Source organism: Mesorhizobium opportunistum WSM2075 (assembly GCF_000176035.2).
Classification (GTDB): Bacteria; Pseudomonadota; Alphaproteobacteria; order Rhizobiales; family Rhizobiaceae; genus Mesorhizobium; species Mesorhizobium opportunistum.
In genome coordinates, this window is record NC_015675.1 from 888,044 (window position 1) to 904,896 (window position 16,853).

The window sequence follows — 16,853 nt, forward strand, 5'->3', positions numbered from 1 at the left end:
ATAGGCCTCGGCGATCCGGGGCCCATCCGGCCTGAACCGTTCAAGCCTCGGGAAAGATTGGCAATTTAGGAATGGCGCCCTAACTCTTCCTTCAGGAGACCGCCATGCCTAAGTCCGTTTATGACCGTGGCCTGCTCAAACCCGATGATATCGCCAGGCTGCAACGCGTGTTCGACGAGGCCTGCCGACGGCGCGAAGCGCGTCCCGAATCCACCGAGGCGCGCGAGTTGGCTCTCACCCTGCTTGCGCTCCACAATGCCGGCATGGTCGACGAGGACATGCTGATGGAAGCCGTCGGTTTCCGGCGGCTGGAATCGAAATCGGCGTGAACGCCAGGGGCAAGGAACTGCTCGGGCTTTTTGGGGTGGCCGGTTCCTGGCGGAATGCCGTTTCACATTTTCCTGGGGTCGCTCTATCTGGCACGCTGAGCGACAGCCACATTGATCGTGCTTCTAAGTCTGAAGCCGATGGATTCGTACAGCTTTATCGCGCCTGTGTTGGTGGCATATGCGTGAAGATAAGGGATTTCGCCGCGGGCTAAAATCTGATTCGCGACGAACACGGACAACAGCCGGCCGAGGCCGGCGCCGCGAAATTCCGGATGCGAACACACGCCGCTGAGTTCGCTATAGCCAGGCTGCTTCATGCGCTCGCCGGCCATCGCCACCAGCCTGCCCTCAACCTTCACGCCCCAGAAGTCGCCGAGGCTCAGCGCCCCTGACGTGAACGGGCCGGGCTTGGTGAGCGTGGCCAGTGCCAGCATCTCGGCCACATCATCGTGCGTCAGGCGCTGCACGCGCTCATCAGACACGGCCTGCACCGGCGCGTCGGCAAGCATCTGAACGGCGGTTGCCGACAGTGTTGCCGAGAGACCGGTCGGAAGGACAATCGCGTCGGCCTGTAGCATGATCACGCTTTCGCTTGAATCGACAAGGTCCGCCAATGACTGCAGGCTTTCGGCATCGTCCGCTGCGGTGGCGGCGAAGAGGGCGATCGACGGCTGGTAGCGCCTGGCGAGCTTGCCGCCTTGCGCGAAAGCCCGATGCCGCGTCTCCAGTGCGCTCCAGACGGGCCGGTCGAGAACATGTTTCATTGCGCTGCGCCTTTTTTCACGCGTCGATCGAGCGGGGCCATGGCCAGGCCGTCCTCGATGGCGGCGAGTTGATCGAGAAGCGGCCCCGAAAGATCCCGGCACAGATCCGCGACGGCGCGCTCGATGCGCGGCCAGACGTCCTGCTTCGCAACGTCGACCAGGCGCTGGCCCTTCCTGGTCAGCGAGACCATCTTGCGCCGCTGGTCGCCGTCCGACTGGGTGGCTTCGACCAGGCCCAACTCGGCCAGAAGCGACACGCTTCGCGTCACGCCGGGCTGCGTGAGCCCGAGCGACTGCGCCAGTTCGCCGACAGCCAATGGCCCCAGCCTGTCGAGCGCGGCCAGCAACGGGTACTGACTCGACTGAAGCGGAACCTCCAGGCCATCGAGCACGCGCTGCGCATCGGCCTGCAATTGCTCGCCTATGCGCTTCAGCCGGCTGCCCAGGCAGAGATATCCAAGGGATTGCAGAACATCTTCCATGATCAACCTGTTCGATGCATAATCATAACATGTTATATAACAAGGCAAGCGAATAGGTCAAGGCGATGGCGGGCTGACGAATACCCGGTGTTTTCCGTCGCCTCGACCTTAGTCAGCCCGACGCGGCGGATGCGGGGAAGGAGCCGGCAATTCGCCTGGTGATCGCCTTGGCCAGTATGGCGGCATTGGCGAAACAGCCGCGAATGCTCGGCCGCATGCCGGTGAACCAGAGGCCCGGCAGTTTCGGATCGGCCTCGCCGCCGTTGAAGAGCGGAACGCCCTTGTTGTCGAGCACGCCGAGATTGCCGACCATGCTCTCCAGCCCGGTGCGGTAGCCCGTCGCGGCAATGACGATGTCGGGATGGACCAGGCTGCCATTGGCGAGGATCACGCCGTCGCGGGTGAACTCCCGTATCGCCGGCACCACGACGATCTTGCCCGATTTGATGGCGTCGACGGCGCCGTCATCGGCGGCGATCGCGGTGTAGTCCGAGGTCAGGCGGCTGACGCCGCCCGACGGCGCGGGCGGCATGCCGAATTTGGTGAGGTCCCCGAAAACCAGGCGCTGTGTCGCCGCGATCACCGCATCGGCAATGCGGGTCGGCAAGCGCGCCATGAGCGGCGAAAGCCGGTGCACGGCAATCTTGCCGATCCGCTTGGGCAGAAGGGCGGGGCCGTTGCGGGCCGACAGCCAGATCGCGGACGTATCCACGTCGGCCAGATGATTGAGCGCGTCGAAGCCCGAATTGCCGGCGCCGACGACCAGCACCTTCTTGCCGGCATAGGTCGTCGCGTCGCCAAAATCCGCCGAATGGACGATCCGGCCCGCGAAGGCCTGCATGCCCTTCCACTGCGGCGTGAAGGGCTGCCTGTCGCGGCCGGTGGCGACGACGACATGACGCGCCAGGCGCGAGCCGGCGCTGGTGCGTATGGCCCAATGATCGCCCCTGAAGACGATGGTCTCGACGGCAACGCCAAACTCCACCGGCAGGCGGTTCGTCTCCCTGAAATCGTTCATGTGGCGGATGACGACCTCCCTTGGCGGAAAGGCGGGTGTACCCGTGGGATAGGCAAGGCCGGGCAGCGTCGAGAGATCGCGGTGGGTGTTGAGACGCAGCTGCCGGTGCCGCCGATGCCAGGGCTCGGCCAGCCGGCTTTCCTTTTCCAGGATCGACGTCGGCACGCCGGCCTTCATCAAAGCCTGTGCGACAGCCAGTCCGGCGGCGCCGGCGCCAATGACGATTGCCGGCTCGACCGCCGCCACCTGTTCCATCATCTGTCTGGTTGTCGTATCAGCCATTCATTCTTCGGTCCCATTCAACCACTATAGCATCCCCGCAACGCTCGCAGGGCGCTGTAACCGTCTGATCGCGGGCAGGATCCCCCGATACAGCGGATCGGCAGCGATTTTCGAGGCCCGCGCCAAGCTGCGGCTGCGCTCCGGAGCATTCCACCGCCACGCCGGCCGGAGCCGATTGCCGGCTTCTGTCCCAATACATCGCGCCCTATATGGCATATCGGCGGCATCGGCGATAATCAGGTCGCGGCAATGTGATTGATTCGAGGTCCGGGGGCGGATCCCGTTACCGACGCAGGAATTCGAAACCGGCAACCGATTTCGGCTTCCCGCGAAAAAACAAGGCGCCGTGGCGCGTCCTGCGTGTCGACAGACACGTCGCGCCACAGACGGCACGCGGAAATCTCGACCATGCCCTCCTTGCGGATCTATTTCGACAAAATCCTCGAGGGCGCCTCGCCCAAGGTCGAGCGCCAGGAACTGACGCATGTCGAACGCCTGGCGATCGTGCGCCGCTACGGCGATTTCTCGCTCGCCTATTCCACCGCCGTGCAAGCGAAGCTCTCCTATTTTGGCGACGCCGACGGCTACATCGCCTTCGGCACCAAGATGAAGCATCATTTCGCGCTTGGCGACCCGGTGGCGGCGCCGGCCCGGCGGCCCGACTACATCAGGCGCTTCGTCGAGACCGCCGGCGACCCGTGGTTCGTGCAGATCGGCGAAGAGACCGCACGCGTGCTGGCCGGGCTCGGCTACAAGGTCAACCGGCTGGGCATCGACACTCGCCTTGTCCTGCCCGAACATGATTTTTCCGGCAAGCGCAATGAGACCGTGCGCTATTCCGAACGCTGGCTTTTAAAAAAGGGCTTTTCGTTCGACGAGGACAAACGCACGATCCATCTCGACGAGATACAGCGGCTCTCCGACAATTGGCGCGGCGACCGCATCGTCAAGCGCTGGGAAATGGGGTTCCTCAACCGTCCGTTTTACGATCAGCTCGGCACCGACATGCGCCGCTTCGTCCTGCATGGCCCGGACGGCGACCTTATTGCGTTGCTCGATTTCGATCCGATATGTCGCGACGGCAAGATCATCGGCTACACCACAGCCTTCAAGCGCAAGCATATCGATGCCTCGCCGCACGCCGAGATCGGCCTGACCAAATTCGCGGTCGACCGTTTTCGCGAGGAAGGCATCTCAGTGGTCACGCTTGGCCTGTCGCCGCTTGTCGACGTGATCCCGAGCGGGTTTGCCGAAAGCGATTTCTGGCGCAACACCTTCCAGCGCGCCTATTCGTCGCCATGGGTCAACCGCCGCAGGTTCAACCTGCAGGGCCAGGCGGCCTTCAAGCGCCGTTTCCATGGCGTCGAAGAGCCGGTCTATGTCGCCTTCCGCGAAGGGACCTATATCGAGATGCTGGGGCTGCTACGGCTGGTCAAGGCCATTTGAACTCTACAGGGCTTGGGTTCCTCGCCCTCACTTCGGTCTACGCTATGCAAACATTTTCTGTGATTGGCGTGACTGATCGGCCCGAGGCTTGATTGCCACGTGGTTCCCCAATCCGTCGCTGCTTCGCAGCGCCACCTTTCCCCCCTCCGGAGGGAAAGGAAGGGAGCTTCGCTGGACGAGCGTTGACAGCAAAAAGCTTGGCGTCCTTCCTCTCCCCCGTCGATCGGGGGAGAGGTGGCTCGGCGAAGCCGAGACGGAGTGGGGGTCGACCAGCGCAGCATAAGACAATGCATTCGCCAGGCCGCCATGCACGCTATCGCCAAACACCAGCCGCCTCAATTCCTCAGCCGATAACCCGTCCGGAAGATCCAGGCGACGATCGCTATGCAGACGGCCAGGAACACCAGCGTCATGCCGAGGCTGACGCCGACCGAGACGTCGGCCTTGCCGTAAAAACTCCAGCGGAACCCGCTGATCAGATACACCACCGGGTTGAACAGCGTGATCGTCTTCCAGATGCCGGGCAGCATGTGGATCGAATAGAAGCTGCCGCCGAGGAAGGTCAGCGGGGTGACGATCAGCAGCGGCACCAGCTGCAGCTGCTCGAAACTTTTAGCCCAGATGCCGATGATGAAGCCGAACAGGCTGAAGGTCACCGCCGTCAGGATCAGGAAGGCGAGCATCCAGAACGGGTGTTCGATGTGCAGCGGCACGAACAACGAGGCGGTGGCCAGGATGATCAGGCCGAGGATGATCGATTTGGTGGCCGCGCCGCCAACATAGGCGATGACGATCTCCAGATAGGAGACCGGCGCCGACAGAAGCTCGTAGATCGAGCCGACGAATTTGGGAAAGTAGATGGCGAAGGAGGCGTTGGAGATAGACTGCGTCAGAAGCGACAGCATGATCAGCCCCGGCACGATGAAGGCGCCGTAGCTGATGCCGTCGATCTCGGTGATGCGCGAACCGATGGCCGAGCCGAAGACGACGAAATAGAGCGATGTCGAGATGACCGGCGAGACGATGCTCTGCAGCACGGTGCGAAAAGCACGTGCCATTTCCATCCGGTAGATCGCCCATACAGCCCGGAGGTTCATGGCTCCCTCCTCACCAGATTGACGAAGATCTCCTCGAGCGAAGAGTTTTGCGTGTCGATGTCGCGGAACTGGATGCCGCCGGCCTCTAGATCGCGGATCAGCGAGGCGACGCCCGGCCGCTCGGCCTGGTTGTCATAGGTGTAGGTCAGTTGCCCGCCATCCGGCGACAGCTCCAGCGCATAGTGCGAGAAGGCTTCCGGGATCGTCGTCAGCGGATTGCGCAGCTCCATCACCAGCCGCTTGCGGCCGAGCTTGCGCATCAGTTCGGCCTTGTTTTCGACCAGGATGATCTCGCCGCGGTTGATGACGCCGACGCGGTCGGCCATCGCCTCGGCCTCCTCGATGTAGTGGGTGGTGAGGATGATGGTGACGCCGTCCTCGCGCAGGCGGCGCACCATCGCCCACATGTCCTGGCGCAATTCGACATCGACGCCGGCAGTCGGCTCGTCGAGGAACAGGATGCGCGGCTCATGCGACAGCGCCTTGGCGATCATCAATCGCCGCTTCATGCCGCCCGAGAGCGTGATCGCCTTGGCGTCCTTCTTGTCCCACAGCGACAGGTCCCGCAGCACCTTCTCGACAAAGGCGTGGTTTGCCGGCTTGCCGAACAGGCCGCGGCTGTAATTGACCGTCGCCCAGACGCTCTCGAAGGCGTCGATGGTCAGTTCCTGCGGCACAAGGCCGATCAGGCTGCGTGCGGCGCGGTAGTCCTTGCCGATGTCGTGGCCGTCGACGGTGACCGTGCCGGTCGAGCGGTTGACGATGCCGCAGACGATCGAGATCAGCGTCGTCTTGCCGGCGCCATTGGGGCCGAGCAGCGCGAAGATCTCGCCGCGCTGGATGTCGAGATTGACTTCCTTGAGCGCCGCGAAGCCGGTGGCGTAGGTCTTGGAGACCCCGGAAATGGACAGGATGGAGGGCATGGGTGAAAAAGGCTGCTTGAAAGAGGTTCCCTGATATAGGCCGAATGTCGTTGCGTGCAACCGGAAGTCAATGGCGCTGCTGACAGTTCTGGACAAAGACGCGCCGTCGCATCGGCCATGACCTGTGTTTTTCTGCACGTCGTTCTCCCAAACCGAGATCGTTTTGGGGCGGCATGCATTAGCAAGACAGTGCCGGCCCGGGCGAGCCAGCAGTGGATGCGGCTGGACAGTGCCTGTTCGTGCGAAAGGAGCTTCCGGTCCAACACTCGCTGGCTGTTCTTGACGTAGAATTTGCCGTCAGCCGCCAGCTTGCCAAGCGCCGCCGATCGGCGTGTGCGCGAAGCCGTGATCAGTCTGAAGATGCGCAAGTTCGCGCACGCGCCTGGCGAGGTACCGGAAACGATGGCGTAGAGCCGCATGCGTCATATTGGCGGGGCGCTGCGGCGTTCCGCCTCGCGGCGGGACGCCGCTTTGACCGACCGGCGCGACGGGCCTATCCTTCGCGAATATTGGAAGCAGCCGGAGCCTGCCATGGACCCGCTCATACTGTCGCGCATGCAGTTCGGCGCGAATATTTCGTTCCACATATTGTTTCCCGCGATCACCATTGCGCTTGGCTGGGTGCTGCTGTTCTTCAAGCTGCGCTACAACGCAACCAATGATTCCGCCTGGATGCGGGCCTATTTTACCTGGGTGAAGGTGTTCGCGCTGTCATTCGCCATGGGCGTGGTCTCGGGCGTCACCATGAGCTTCCAGTTCGGCACCAACTGGCCGGGCTACATGGAAACGGTCGGCAACATCGCCGGGCCGCTGCTGGCTTACGAGATCCTCACCGCCTTCTTCCTCGAGGCGGCCTTCCTCGGCATCATGCTGTTCGGCTTCCGCCGCGTGTCGAACCGCATCCACACGCTGGCGACGGTGCTGGTGGCCGGCGGCACCACCGTCTCCGCCTTCTGGATCATCGCGCTCAATTCCTGGATGCAGACGCCGAGCGGCTTCGAGATGATCGACGGCAAGGCGCACGCCGTCGACTGGTGGGCGATTGTCTTCAATCCGTCGATGCCATACCGGCTGGTGCACATGCTGCTGGCGTCTGGCCTGACGGTGTCGTTCCTGATCGCCGGCCTTTCGGCGCTGCGCTACCTCTATGGCGACCGTTCGGAATCGATGTGGAAGGCGCTGCGCACCGGCGTCTTCACCGCGGCGATCCTGATCCCGATCCAGATCCTTGCCGGCGACCAGCATGGGCTGAACACGCTGGAACACCAGCCGCAGAAGATCGCCGCGATGGAGGCCAACTGGAACACCGGGCCCAACGTGCCGCTGGTCCTGTTCGCACTCCCCGACGAGGCGGCAAAGGAGAACAAATTCGAGATCACGATTCCGGATGGGGCGAGTCTGATCTTGCGGCACTCGACCAGCGGCGTGGTGCCGGGGCTGAACGACTATCCCGGCAATCATCCACCGGTCTTTCCGATCTTCTGGAGCTTCCGCATCATGGTCGGCACCGGCATTTTGATGCTTGTCGTCTCCTGGTCGGCCGCCTTCTTCCTCAAGCGCCGTCACAGCCTGCCGAAACCGCTCGCCTTGCTGATGGTGCCGATGGCGCTGTCGGGCTGGCTGGCGACGCTGGCCGGCTGGTACACCACAGAGATCGGCCGCCAGCCCTGGCTGGTGACGGGCGTGCTGAAGACCGCCGATGCCGTCGGTCCGGTCGCCGGCAGCCATGTCGCGCTGACGCTCGCCATCTATCTCATTCTCTACGTGCTTTTGCTGATCGCCTATCTCGGCGTGCTGGTGCATCTGGCGCTGAAGGCGGCGAAGGACGGCGATAGATCGCCGCTGCCGGGCGTGCTCAACGCACCGATGTCGCAGCCGGCGGCGGGGGAGTGAGAAAATGACCTATGACTGGCCAACCCTGCTTCCCCTGATCTTCGCCGGCCTGATGGGCCTCGCCATCCTGATCTACGTCATCCTCGACGGTTTCGATCTCGGCATCGGCATCCTGTTCGCAGCCGCCGAGGATGCCGAGCAGGACACGATGATCGCCGCGATCGGTCCGTTCTGGGACGCCAACGAGACCTGGCTGGTGCTGGCCGTCGGCCTGCTGCTGGTCGCTTTCCCGATGGCGCATGGCGTCATCCTGACCGCGCTCTACATTCCGGTGTTCGTGCTTCTGGTCGGGCTGATCCTGCGCGGCGTCGCCTTTGATTTCCGCGCCAAGGTGCCGACCGAGCGCAAGCACCGCTGGAACCGGATTTTCTTCCTGGGATCCATCATCGCCTCCCTGGCGCAAGGCTATATGCTGGGCGTCTATGTGCTCGGCCTCGATGTCGGCCTGGGCGGCATGGCGTTCGGCGTGCTGGTGGCGTTCTGCCTCGCCGCCGCCTACGCGGCGATGGGCGCGGCCTGGGTGATCTACAAGACCGAAGGCGAGCTGCAGAAGAAGGCGGTGCGCTGGCTGCGCACCGCGCTGGTGCTGACCGCGCTCGGCATGGTGGCGGTGTCGCTGGCGACGCCGTTTGCCAGCCCGCGCATCTTCGACAAATGGTTCGTCTGGCCGCAGATGCTGTATCTCTCGCCGCTGCCTATCCTGTCGGCGCTGCTGTTCCTGTGGCTGTGGCGGCAGACCTTCCATCTGCCGAAGCCCGACGACCGCCATGCGCTGACGCCGTTCCTGACCTTGGCCGCGATCTTCATGCTCGGCTTTGCCGGCCTTGCCTGGTCGTTCTATCCGTTCGTGGTGCCCGACAGACTGACCATCTGGCAGGCGGCCTCGGCGCCGGAAAGCCTGGCCATCATCCTGGCCGGCACCGTGGTCGTGCTGCCGATCATCATCTTCTATTCCTTCTATGCCTACCGTGTGTTCGGCGGCAAGGCGACGGACCTGACCTACGACTGACGCACCGGCGCCGGTTGCCGGAGTTTCAGATCAGTCCGGAATCGCGTGCCGCCGCCGTCGCCTCGCCACGGGAAATGGCGTCCAGTTTTCCCAGAACCGCCGAGACATGGTGATCGACCGTCTTCGGCGAAATGGCGAGGTGCTCGGCAATCCGCTTGTTGGAGAGGCCGCGCTCGATCAGTTGCAGCACTTCCATCTGGCGCTGCGTCAGGCCGGCGCTGTTGGCGCGCGTGGTCTGGCGCGGACCGCGCGCGATGTTGTTGACGCCGTTGCGCCGCATGATCTCGCGCACCTTATGGGCCACCGCCCCGGCGCCGAGGCGCTCGAAAATCTCCAACGCCGACCGCTGCGCCGGCTCGTCGCCCTGCATAAGCGCGAGCCCCCGCTCGAAGGAAGCGCCCATTCCGGCCCACAGATCCGCCGCCCCCCGCCAGTCGCCGCCCAGCAGCATCCGGTAGGGTTCGGCCATGCCCGTGGTGTCGCCGGGGTCGCAATCCGGCACCAGTACCTGCCGCCAGCAGGCCAGTTCGGCGAACACGGCCCGCGTCGGCGACAGGCTCTCGGCCGCGTCGATCAGGTCCAGCGCCTCATCCGTGTCGGCTTGCCCGAGCCATGCCCGCTCGGCCATCAGCAGCGCATAGGGCGCCAGCCTTTGCAGTTCCCCGCCCCTTTCCAGGAAGCGCATCATCTCCTCGAAAAGCGGCCCGGTGCCGGGGTCGCCACGCCGGACCCGCAACCTGGCCAGCGCCACCACGGCGGGATAGCGCACAAGAGCCGTCGCCTGGTCATTGGCAAGCAGGTCGAGTGCCTCGGCCTCCGCCAAATCCCATTGTCCCTGACGCAGCCGCAGCTGGGCCAGCACGCCGCGCATGTAATCGCGCCAGGTGACGAGGTCGTTTTCGACGCAGTAGTTGATGCCGCGCTCGAGCAGGGATCGCGCCTCGCTATAGCCGAGCTGGTTCATCTCGACACAGGCGCTGTTGGTGAAGGCGCGCGCCGCGTGCTCCTGAAAATTCTGCTCGATGGCGATTTCGAGGCTTTGGGCGAGGCGCTGGCGGCCGCTGGCCAGATCCAGCCATTGCTCGGCGGAGCCGACATTGTTGAGGGCGTGGCAGAAGATGTCGGGCCGGTCCAGCAGCCCGGCCAGCTTGATCGCCTTGTCTCCCAGCGACAATGCCTCGTCGAGCCTTTCGGACAGCATCGCCAACTGCGAGAGATTGGAATAGGCCATCGCCAGTTCCGGGCCGGCGGGCGCGGTTTCCAGCAACGCGACGGCCTGGGCGCCTAGCAGATCCGCGGTCTTCCGATCCCCGAGCAGATAGGCGAAGCGCGACAGGCATCTGAGGCTGTTGCCTTCCTTCAGCACGTTGCCCAGGTCCCGCTGCAGCTTGCGCGCGTGTTCCTGCGCCGCGATGGCGTCGTCGATGCGGCCGATCAGGTGGCATTCGAAGGCATATTGCTCGTAGAGCGCGGCACGCTCTTCGGCCGGCAGGCCGTCGGCCTGGCGCAAGGCGACTTCATAGTAGCCGGCGGCATCGCGATGGGCGCCAACCCTCGACGCCTCGCGCGCGGCGAGCGGCGCCAGCTCCCGCACCACCTCGAAATTGCTGGCCTCGACCGCGTGATGCACCAGACGCGCGGTGGCGATGTCTCCCCGTTCGAGCAGCGCCGACAGAGCCCGCTGGTTGAACTGCCGCCTGTGGCTGGTCGTCAGCGTCATCTCGATGGCGCGGCGGGCGATCTCATGGCGGAAAGCATAGGCATCGCCCAGATCGTCCAGCAGCCCGTTCGACACGCATTCGGCAAGCTGGCCGGCGCTGGCGACGCCGCACAGGCCCTGCAGAGCCCACGCGTCGGCACGGCGCGGAAACACCGACACCGCGTCCAGCATCGAACGCGCGCCGGCGGACAGGCGCTCGGCGCGCGCCAGCACGGCGTCGCGAACACTGGCGGGCGGCATCGTCTCGTTGTCGGCGCACAAAAGTTCGGTGACGAAAAAGGCATTGCCGGCGGTGGCCCGGTAGATGGCCTCGCCATCGCGCCCGGCGCTTGCGGCCAGCGACCGCACCGCGGCCTCGCTCAGCAACGGCACCTCGATGCGGGTAATGCTACCCGCCGGAATTTCGCCCAGCGCCCGGCGTACGCGCATCTGGCCTTCGCTGCGGTCGGTGCGCGCCGTCAGGAGCAGCAGGATGTGGGTGTTGGCAATCCGCCGGCCGAGGAACCTGATGAAATCGAGGGTCGCGTCGTCGGCCCAGTGCAGGTCCTCGATCACCAGCAATGTCGGCCGGGCCTTGCTCTCGAACACTGCGAGGGCGTCGGAAAACAGGGGCAGTCTTTGGCCCTGCCGGGCATCGATCGCCTGCGGCAGCGGCCATTGCGCCTCGCGCGCCAGATCGTAGAGCGGGCCAAGCGGATCGGGGATCGACAGGTCCTCGCACGCGGAGCGCAGGATGCGCGCCCGCTCGCCGGCATCGGCGATGAAGGCCTCGACAAGCGCCGACTTGCCGGCGCCCGCCTCGCCCGACAAGGCCGCTACGTGGCCGTGGCCGCGCATGGCTTCCGCCAACAGGCCGTCCAGGTGCTCCAGCTGTGTCTGCCGTTCCAGAAGCATCATTATCCGCTCGATTGTGGCCTGACTTGCCGTCGTGTCGCGTTCAGCCACCACTATAGGTGGGTTCGGTATCCGCTGTGTGGCTCCGGACAACCAACGTTGCAAACATGGGGAATCGTCCCGGCAAATATGGGGAATGGTTCCGATGCGCGGGTTTGGCGAGCGTGATCAAAGGCCCCAGCGCTCGAAACCGAGTGTCAAATCCATGAAAAAGGGAAACCCGATATGCCTCGCTATGTTGTTGAACGTACTTTTCCGGATGGTCTCAACGTGCCGATGAATGAAGCCGGCGCCGATGCGATGGGCGGCGTCATCATGCGCAACGCCGAGAAGGGCGTCACCTGGGTGCAGTCCTTCGTTTCGGCCGACAAGAAGCAGAGTTTCTGCGTCTATGACGCGCCCTCCCCGGAGGCGATCCGCGCCACCGCCCAGAAGAACATGCTGCCGGTCGACAAGATCACGGAGGTGCGGGTTCTTGACCCTTACTTTTACCGTTGATGCCGACAATGAGCATCCAACTGCCCTTCGCGGTTATGGCGGCTTGCCTGACCACGCGTCCAGCGAGGTGGGGGCGGCCTCGAGGCCGGTCGGACGCGGCCCATTACTGGGCCGCGTTCTCCGGCGGCTCGCCTCGTTGCTGTTGCCACCATTGCGCCCGCGCCGGCGCCGCTTGCCTCCGCAGGGCGACTATCTGAGACGCGACATCGGCCTGCCGGAGCTCGTGGAGCTGCCGCAATACTGGGACTTCACCCGGTTCGACCGCTGATCCAGCCAGATCCGATTTCGCAGCAGGAGCGGCAGGCCGCTCCTGTGCACCCTCAACAATGAATGGAGAGAAAATGAACATCCATCTGTGGACCAAGCACCTCATCAACCTGTCGGTCCTGTCGATCGCGGCAACGGCGGCGAGTGCCCATGACAGCGGCGGGCTCGATGCGAAGGTGCGGGCGGCCAACAGCCGCTTCGAGAGCGTCTTGACCGCCGTCGGCGAAGGCTACGCGCCGATCCCTTGCGCCAGCGGCATCACCGGCGGCGCCATGGGCATCCATTATGTCAACGCGGCCTACCTGAAGGACGATGCCGTCGATCTGGCAAAGCCCGAGGCCGTGATGTACGAGCCGATGGCCAACGGCAAGCTGCAGCTGGTGGCGGTGGAATACATCACCTCGAAAGGGCCGGCCTCGCTCGAAGGCCAGCTGTTCAACTTCAACAGCGCGCCCAACCGCTATGGCCTTGGACCGTTCTACGAGCTGCATGTCTGGGCGTGGAAGAAGAACCCGACCGGCACCTTCGCCGACATGAACCCGAACGTGTCGTGCGACGCGGTGACGATGAGCGACTGAACCGGAATGCCGGCATCGCGCCCGGCTCCATCACTTGTCTGACGCTTTTCCTGGAATTGCTTCAGCCCTGGTGTGGGACGATCCCAAGCGTGCCCACGCCAGGCCAAGGACCGATCGGCGTCAGCCCATATACTGGGCTGGGGGCGGGTGGCCTACCGGTTGGTCCCGGGGGCGCGGGGAGTGTTAGCTCCCCGCGCAAACTTTTCACCTGTTGCCTGCAAACCGCTGGATGCCTCAGTTGCTGGCGGCCTGCACCAGCACCGGCTTCTCGCTGTAAAGATTGGGAAACAGCGCCTTCAGGTTCGCCACCTTGGGCAGATCGTTGTAGACGATGTAGGGATAGGTCGGGTTCAGCGTCAGGAAGTCCTGGTGGTAGTTCTCGGCCGGGTAGAAGGTCTTGCCGGTCTCGATCGTGGTGACGATCGGCTTGGGATACAGCTTGGCCTGGTCGAGCTGGGCAATGTAGCTCTGCGCGATCTTCTTCTGCGCATCGTTTTCGGCGAAGATCGTCGAGCGGTACTGGGTGCCGGAATCCGGACCCTGGTAGTTGAGCTGCGTCGGGTTGTGGGCGACCGAGAAGTACACCTGCAGCAGCTGGCCATAGGTGACCTTCGACGGGTCGTAGGTGATCTCGACGGATTCGGCGTGGCCGGTGCGGCCGGAGCCGACCGTCTCGTAGACGGCGTCGTCCTTGGCGCCGCCGGTGTAGCCGGAAACGGCCATGCTGACGCCCTTGACGTGCTGGAACACGCCCTGCACGCCCCAGAAGCAGCCGCCGGCGAAGATTGCCTTTTCGCTGCCGCCGGCGGCCTTCTCGTCCATTGCGGGCGGCGGGATCACCACGGCGTCCTCCGCCGAGACGGCCGGCGTCAGCCAGAAGGTGGCGCCCGCCGCGGCGAGCGCCAGCGCTGCCAGCGCGCCCCTGGCAAAGCCGATCGAACGGTTCCTGGTATTGATCATGGTTGCACTCCTTTTGGCTTGCATTGGGACCAGTCTATTGGATCAGATACGACGGCGCGATCCGTGAGTTGCGGAATGGGCTCACATTCATGTGCGCCATGCACTTGCCGGACATGCACTTTACGAGAACTCCAGGGACTGTCCCCGGCTGGACAGGGAGCCCGCCAGGGACAGCGGCCACGGCCAATGTTCAGTTGGCCGGAGCCATGGCATCCGCCGCCGGCTTCATCGCGTCGGCAGCGGGTTTCATGGCGTCCGCCGCAGGCTTCATCGCATCCGCTGCCGGCTTCATGGCGTTGGTGGCCATCGGATCGGCCGGCTTCATCGCATCGGTTGCCGGCTTCATGGCGTCGGCCGCGGGCTTCATCGCATTGGCGGCCGGCTTCATCGCGTTGGTGGCGTCGTCGGCGCGGGCGATGCCGCCGGCCAGCAGCGCCGTCGAGCACAAAGCGAGAGCGAGCGCCGGCAGCGTCAAGCGGGAAAGAACGGTCATGGTGGTCTCCTTGGGTGGGCTCGCGCTTTGGCGGCCGGGGTCTTGCGGCGCCGCTCGTGCGGCGTTGCGCAAATTCTGCGGGAGCGGGATCTTCGCTCCGGTGAACTCTAATTGGTCGCCGCGGCCAGGATCGGCCCGCCGCCCGGCGATTGCACCAGCACGGCGGTGCTCAAGCCGCCCGAAGCCGCCGGTAGATCGAGCGCTGTGGCGTCGCCGGTCCAGCTGCCCAGCCTTGTCAGCGCATGCACGACATTGGCGTGGGGCAGCGTGCGGCCGGTGTTTTCGCCGCGCGCCACCGGCACCTCGACGACGCCCTTGGTGTAGCGCACCAGCCAGACATCGGCCTTGCCGCCCGGCACCGAACCGGCGCCGATCACGGCCTTGCCGCCATCGAGCGACAGCGACGGGCCCTTGGTGTGGCCGGCGCTGGAGATCAGACGCTGGATTTCGCCGGACGCGGCGCCGACGCCATCGGCATGGCCATTGACCACCACTTGCGGCGTGAACGGCCCGTCGCGACCGAGCGCCGGCTCGTAGCGGACCTGGCGCTGGGTGAATTCCTGCCTGCCGAACGTGTCCTTCCAGCCGAGATAGTCCCAGTAGGTGACGTTGAAGGACAGCGCCAGCACACCGGGCTGGTCCTTGACCTTGATGAGGTTGGCGTTGGCCGGCGGGCAGGAGGAACAGCCCTGGCTGGTGAACAGCTCGACCACGGTGAGCGGCTGCGCGGCCGCCGCACCGAGGCTAGCCGCGAGCGCAAGCGCACCCAGGCTGGACAACAGGGCGAACCTTCCGGCTGGTGATCTCGGCATCGACTTTGCTCCGTGGGGACGGCGCTGCGATGCGCCGCCGATATCCCCACTTCGCCGCCCTCCGCCGCTTCGTTACAGCGCTCACCGGTTTGTGATCGGGAGGCGCCTCTCTGGGGCACCGGAGATTGGCGAAGGCGCAGCAGCAGCCGATCTCCCCCCTTGAGGGGGAGATCGGCTGTTTCCTACTGCGTCAGTGCCGTGGCCGAGGGCCGCTTGTTGAAGTCGCATTTGCCGGTGACGTTGTAGAAGAAGTCGGCGTTGCTGACAGGCGCCGGGACCGGGTTGCCGCCGTCTTCCCAGGCCTGGTAGCTTGTCGCGCCGCAGGGCACGATGCTGAAGATATCGACGGTCTGACCGGTCGCGGTCTCGGTCAGACTGTTCGCGTATGCCCCGTTGTAGAGCCGGTTGGATGTCGCCGGATCGTTCGACATCAGCTTCTTCGGGTTACCCGACGGCACGTCCATCTGCAGATAGAGGCCGCCCATCGTGCTGACATCGACCGCCGCGCCGGCGCTATTGGCCGGATACATCGTATCGACACAGTAATATTTCGTGCCGCTCGCGTCGGTCTTGAGGGTCACGCCGGTGGGCGGGTTGTTGCCGACGGTGCAGACCTGGTTCTGAACCAAGGTGGTGACGGTCTTCCCCGCTGAATCGGTGGTGAGGACGCTGACGTTGGTGGTGCCGTAGCCCTTGGGGTCCTTGGTGTTGCCATAGGTGTAGTCGATCGTCATCAGCGGCTTGGCTACCGCCGCACCGAATTGCGTGCCGTAGAGCGTCATCGTCTTGTTCCAGTAGCCCGACACCCCGGTGACCTTGAAGGTCGCGTTTACCAGCGACGGCGGCTTGCTGACCGCCGATACGACGGCAACCGGCACGGTGTCGATCCTGGCGATTTTCATGAAAATGGTCGGCATGGCGAAACTTGCCGTGGCCCGGGCGGTGGCGGCGGCGGTGGTGGTACCAGCCACAAAGCTGTTCAGCGTCGCGGTGCCTTGTCCGCCGTTGGCGATGAAGGAATCCTGCAGCGCCGCCTGGCGCTGCGCCAGCGTCGAGGTGGTATCCATGGTTGTGATCGACAGCAGCGCCGCATCCAGCGCCTGCTGCTGGTTGGACCGGGTCTGGACCGCGCTGGTATAGTCGACCGAGAAGCCGACGGCGGATATGATCGGCACCAGCATGAGAAAGAACAGCGGCATCATCGACCCGCTGCGTGAACGGGCGAACCCGCTGGCAACCCTGCGCATTTCGCAACCCCCAAAGGCATTAGAGACTGCGCAGGTACCATGCAGCCGGCAAACCAAGGTCTAACGCGATAGATCAAAGTTTAAGCATTCCTGGCCGCCGGGCCGGTATTGCGGGCTTTTTGGCGCGGCTCACCGCTTTGT

17 protein-coding genes are annotated in these 16,853 nt (G+C 64.4%); 7 read left to right on the top strand and 10 right to left on the bottom strand.

The window, feature by feature from the left end; genetic code table 11:
• Window positions 1–104: 104 nt before the first annotated feature.
• Window positions 105–329, top strand: coding sequence for a hypothetical protein (locus tag MESOP_RS04155; RefSeq protein WP_013892072.1), 225 nt, complete (start codon window positions 105–107; stop codon window positions 327–329).
• Between the two features lie 83 nt (window positions 330–412).
• On the opposite strand, the gene MESOP_RS04160 is transcribed toward MESOP_RS04155, so the two are convergent.
• From MESOP_RS04160 to MESOP_RS04170, 3 genes are all read right to left on the bottom strand, one after another.
• Window positions 413–1,093 carry a GNAT family N-acetyltransferase gene (locus MESOP_RS04160; protein ID WP_013892073.1) on the bottom strand — a complete coding sequence of 227 codons (681 nt, stop codon included), beginning with the start codon at window positions 1,091–1,093 and terminating at the stop codon, window positions 413–415.
• Window positions 1,090–1,575, bottom strand: a complete 486-nt coding sequence (locus tag MESOP_RS04165; protein WP_013892074.1) for a MarR family winged helix-turn-helix transcriptional regulator — start codon at window positions 1,573–1,575, stop codon at window positions 1,090–1,092. Before MESOP_RS04165 ends, MESOP_RS04160 begins: the two co-directional genes overlap by 4 nt.
• A gap of 112 nt (window positions 1,576–1,687) precedes the next feature.
• On the bottom strand, window positions 1,688–2,875 hold the full coding sequence (locus tag MESOP_RS04170) for a flavin-containing monooxygenase (RefSeq protein WP_013892075.1): 1,188 nt from the start codon (window positions 2,873–2,875) through the stop codon (window positions 1,688–1,690).
• Window positions 2,876–3,283: 408 nt separating this feature from the next.
• Between MESOP_RS04170 and MESOP_RS04175 the strand changes: the two genes are divergently transcribed.
• Window positions 3,284–4,321, top strand: a complete 1,038-nt coding sequence (locus MESOP_RS04175) for a phosphatidylglycerol lysyltransferase domain-containing protein (RefSeq protein WP_013892076.1) — start codon at window positions 3,284–3,286, stop codon at window positions 4,319–4,321.
• 335 nt (window positions 4,322–4,656) lie between these two features.
• Here the strand turns inward: MESOP_RS04175 and MESOP_RS04180 are convergent, their stop codons facing one another.
• A complete protein-coding gene (locus MESOP_RS04180; RefSeq protein WP_013892077.1) occupies window positions 4,657–5,418 on the bottom strand; it encodes an ABC transporter permease in 762 nt (253 codons plus the stop codon).
• On the bottom strand, window positions 5,415–6,341 hold the full coding sequence (locus MESOP_RS04185) for an ABC transporter ATP-binding protein (protein WP_013892078.1): 927 nt from the start codon (window positions 6,339–6,341) through the stop codon (window positions 5,415–5,417). Before MESOP_RS04185 ends, MESOP_RS04180 begins: the two co-directional genes overlap by 4 nt.
• Before the next feature lie 531 nt (window positions 6,342–6,872).
• Between MESOP_RS04185 and MESOP_RS04190 the strand changes: the two genes are divergently transcribed.
• Window positions 6,873–8,234 carry a cytochrome ubiquinol oxidase subunit I gene (locus MESOP_RS04190; protein WP_013892079.1) on the top strand — a complete coding sequence of 454 codons (1,362 nt, stop codon included), beginning with the start codon at window positions 6,873–6,875 and terminating at the stop codon, window positions 8,232–8,234.
• A 4-nt stretch (window positions 8,235–8,238) separates the two neighbouring features.
• Entirely contained in the window at window positions 8,239–9,243 is a 1,005-nt protein-coding gene (locus tag MESOP_RS04195; protein ID WP_013892080.1) for a cytochrome d ubiquinol oxidase subunit II, read from the top strand.
• A 25-nt stretch (window positions 9,244–9,268) separates the two neighbouring features.
• Here the strand turns inward: MESOP_RS04195 and MESOP_RS04200 are convergent, their stop codons facing one another.
• Window positions 9,269–11,860 carry a helix-turn-helix transcriptional regulator gene (locus MESOP_RS04200; protein ID WP_013892081.1) on the bottom strand — a complete coding sequence of 864 codons (2,592 nt, stop codon included), beginning with the start codon at window positions 11,858–11,860 and terminating at the stop codon, window positions 9,269–9,271.
• 222 nt (window positions 11,861–12,082) lie between these two features.
• Here MESOP_RS04200 and MESOP_RS04205 point away from each other — a divergent pair, with 222 nt between their 5' ends.
• The 3 genes from MESOP_RS04205 (at window position 12,083) to MESOP_RS04215 (ending at window position 13,200) form a co-directional block, all read left to right on the top strand.
• On the top strand, window positions 12,083–12,355 hold the full coding sequence (locus MESOP_RS04205; RefSeq protein WP_013892082.1) for a DUF4242 domain-containing protein: 273 nt from the start codon (window positions 12,083–12,085) through the stop codon (window positions 12,353–12,355).
• Entirely contained in the window at window positions 12,333–12,623 is a 291-nt protein-coding gene (locus MESOP_RS04210; protein WP_013892083.1) for a hypothetical protein, read from the top strand. Before MESOP_RS04205 ends, MESOP_RS04210 begins: the two co-directional genes overlap by 23 nt.
• Window positions 12,624–12,696: 73 nt before the next feature.
• Window positions 12,697–13,200 (top strand): hypothetical protein, encoded by a 504-nt coding sequence (locus tag MESOP_RS04215; RefSeq protein ID WP_013892084.1) that lies wholly within the window; start codon window positions 12,697–12,699, stop codon window positions 13,198–13,200.
• A 234-nt stretch (window positions 13,201–13,434) separates the two neighbouring features.
• On the opposite strand, the gene msrA is transcribed toward MESOP_RS04215, so the two are convergent.
• The 4 genes from msrA to MESOP_RS04235 form a co-directional block, all read right to left on the bottom strand.
• Complete coding sequence (gene msrA, locus MESOP_RS04220; protein ID WP_013892085.1) at window positions 13,435–14,160, bottom strand: peptide-methionine (S)-S-oxide reductase MsrA; 726 nt, start codon at window positions 14,158–14,160, stop codon at window positions 13,435–13,437.
• A 190-nt stretch (window positions 14,161–14,350) separates the two neighbouring features.
• Window positions 14,351–14,653 (bottom strand): hypothetical protein, encoded by a 303-nt coding sequence (locus tag MESOP_RS04225; protein ID WP_013892086.1) that lies wholly within the window; start codon window positions 14,651–14,653, stop codon window positions 14,351–14,353.
• A gap of 107 nt (window positions 14,654–14,760) precedes the next feature.
• Window positions 14,761–15,465 carry a DUF1223 domain-containing protein gene (locus MESOP_RS04230; protein WP_013892087.1) on the bottom strand — a complete coding sequence of 235 codons (705 nt, stop codon included), beginning with the start codon at window positions 15,463–15,465 and terminating at the stop codon, window positions 14,761–14,763.
• A 182-nt stretch (window positions 15,466–15,647) separates the two neighbouring features.
• A complete protein-coding gene (locus MESOP_RS04235) occupies window positions 15,648–16,712 on the bottom strand; it encodes a TadE/TadG family type IV pilus assembly protein (RefSeq protein WP_013892088.1) in 1,065 nt (354 codons plus the stop codon).
• Window positions 16,713–16,853: the final 141 nt, after the last annotated feature.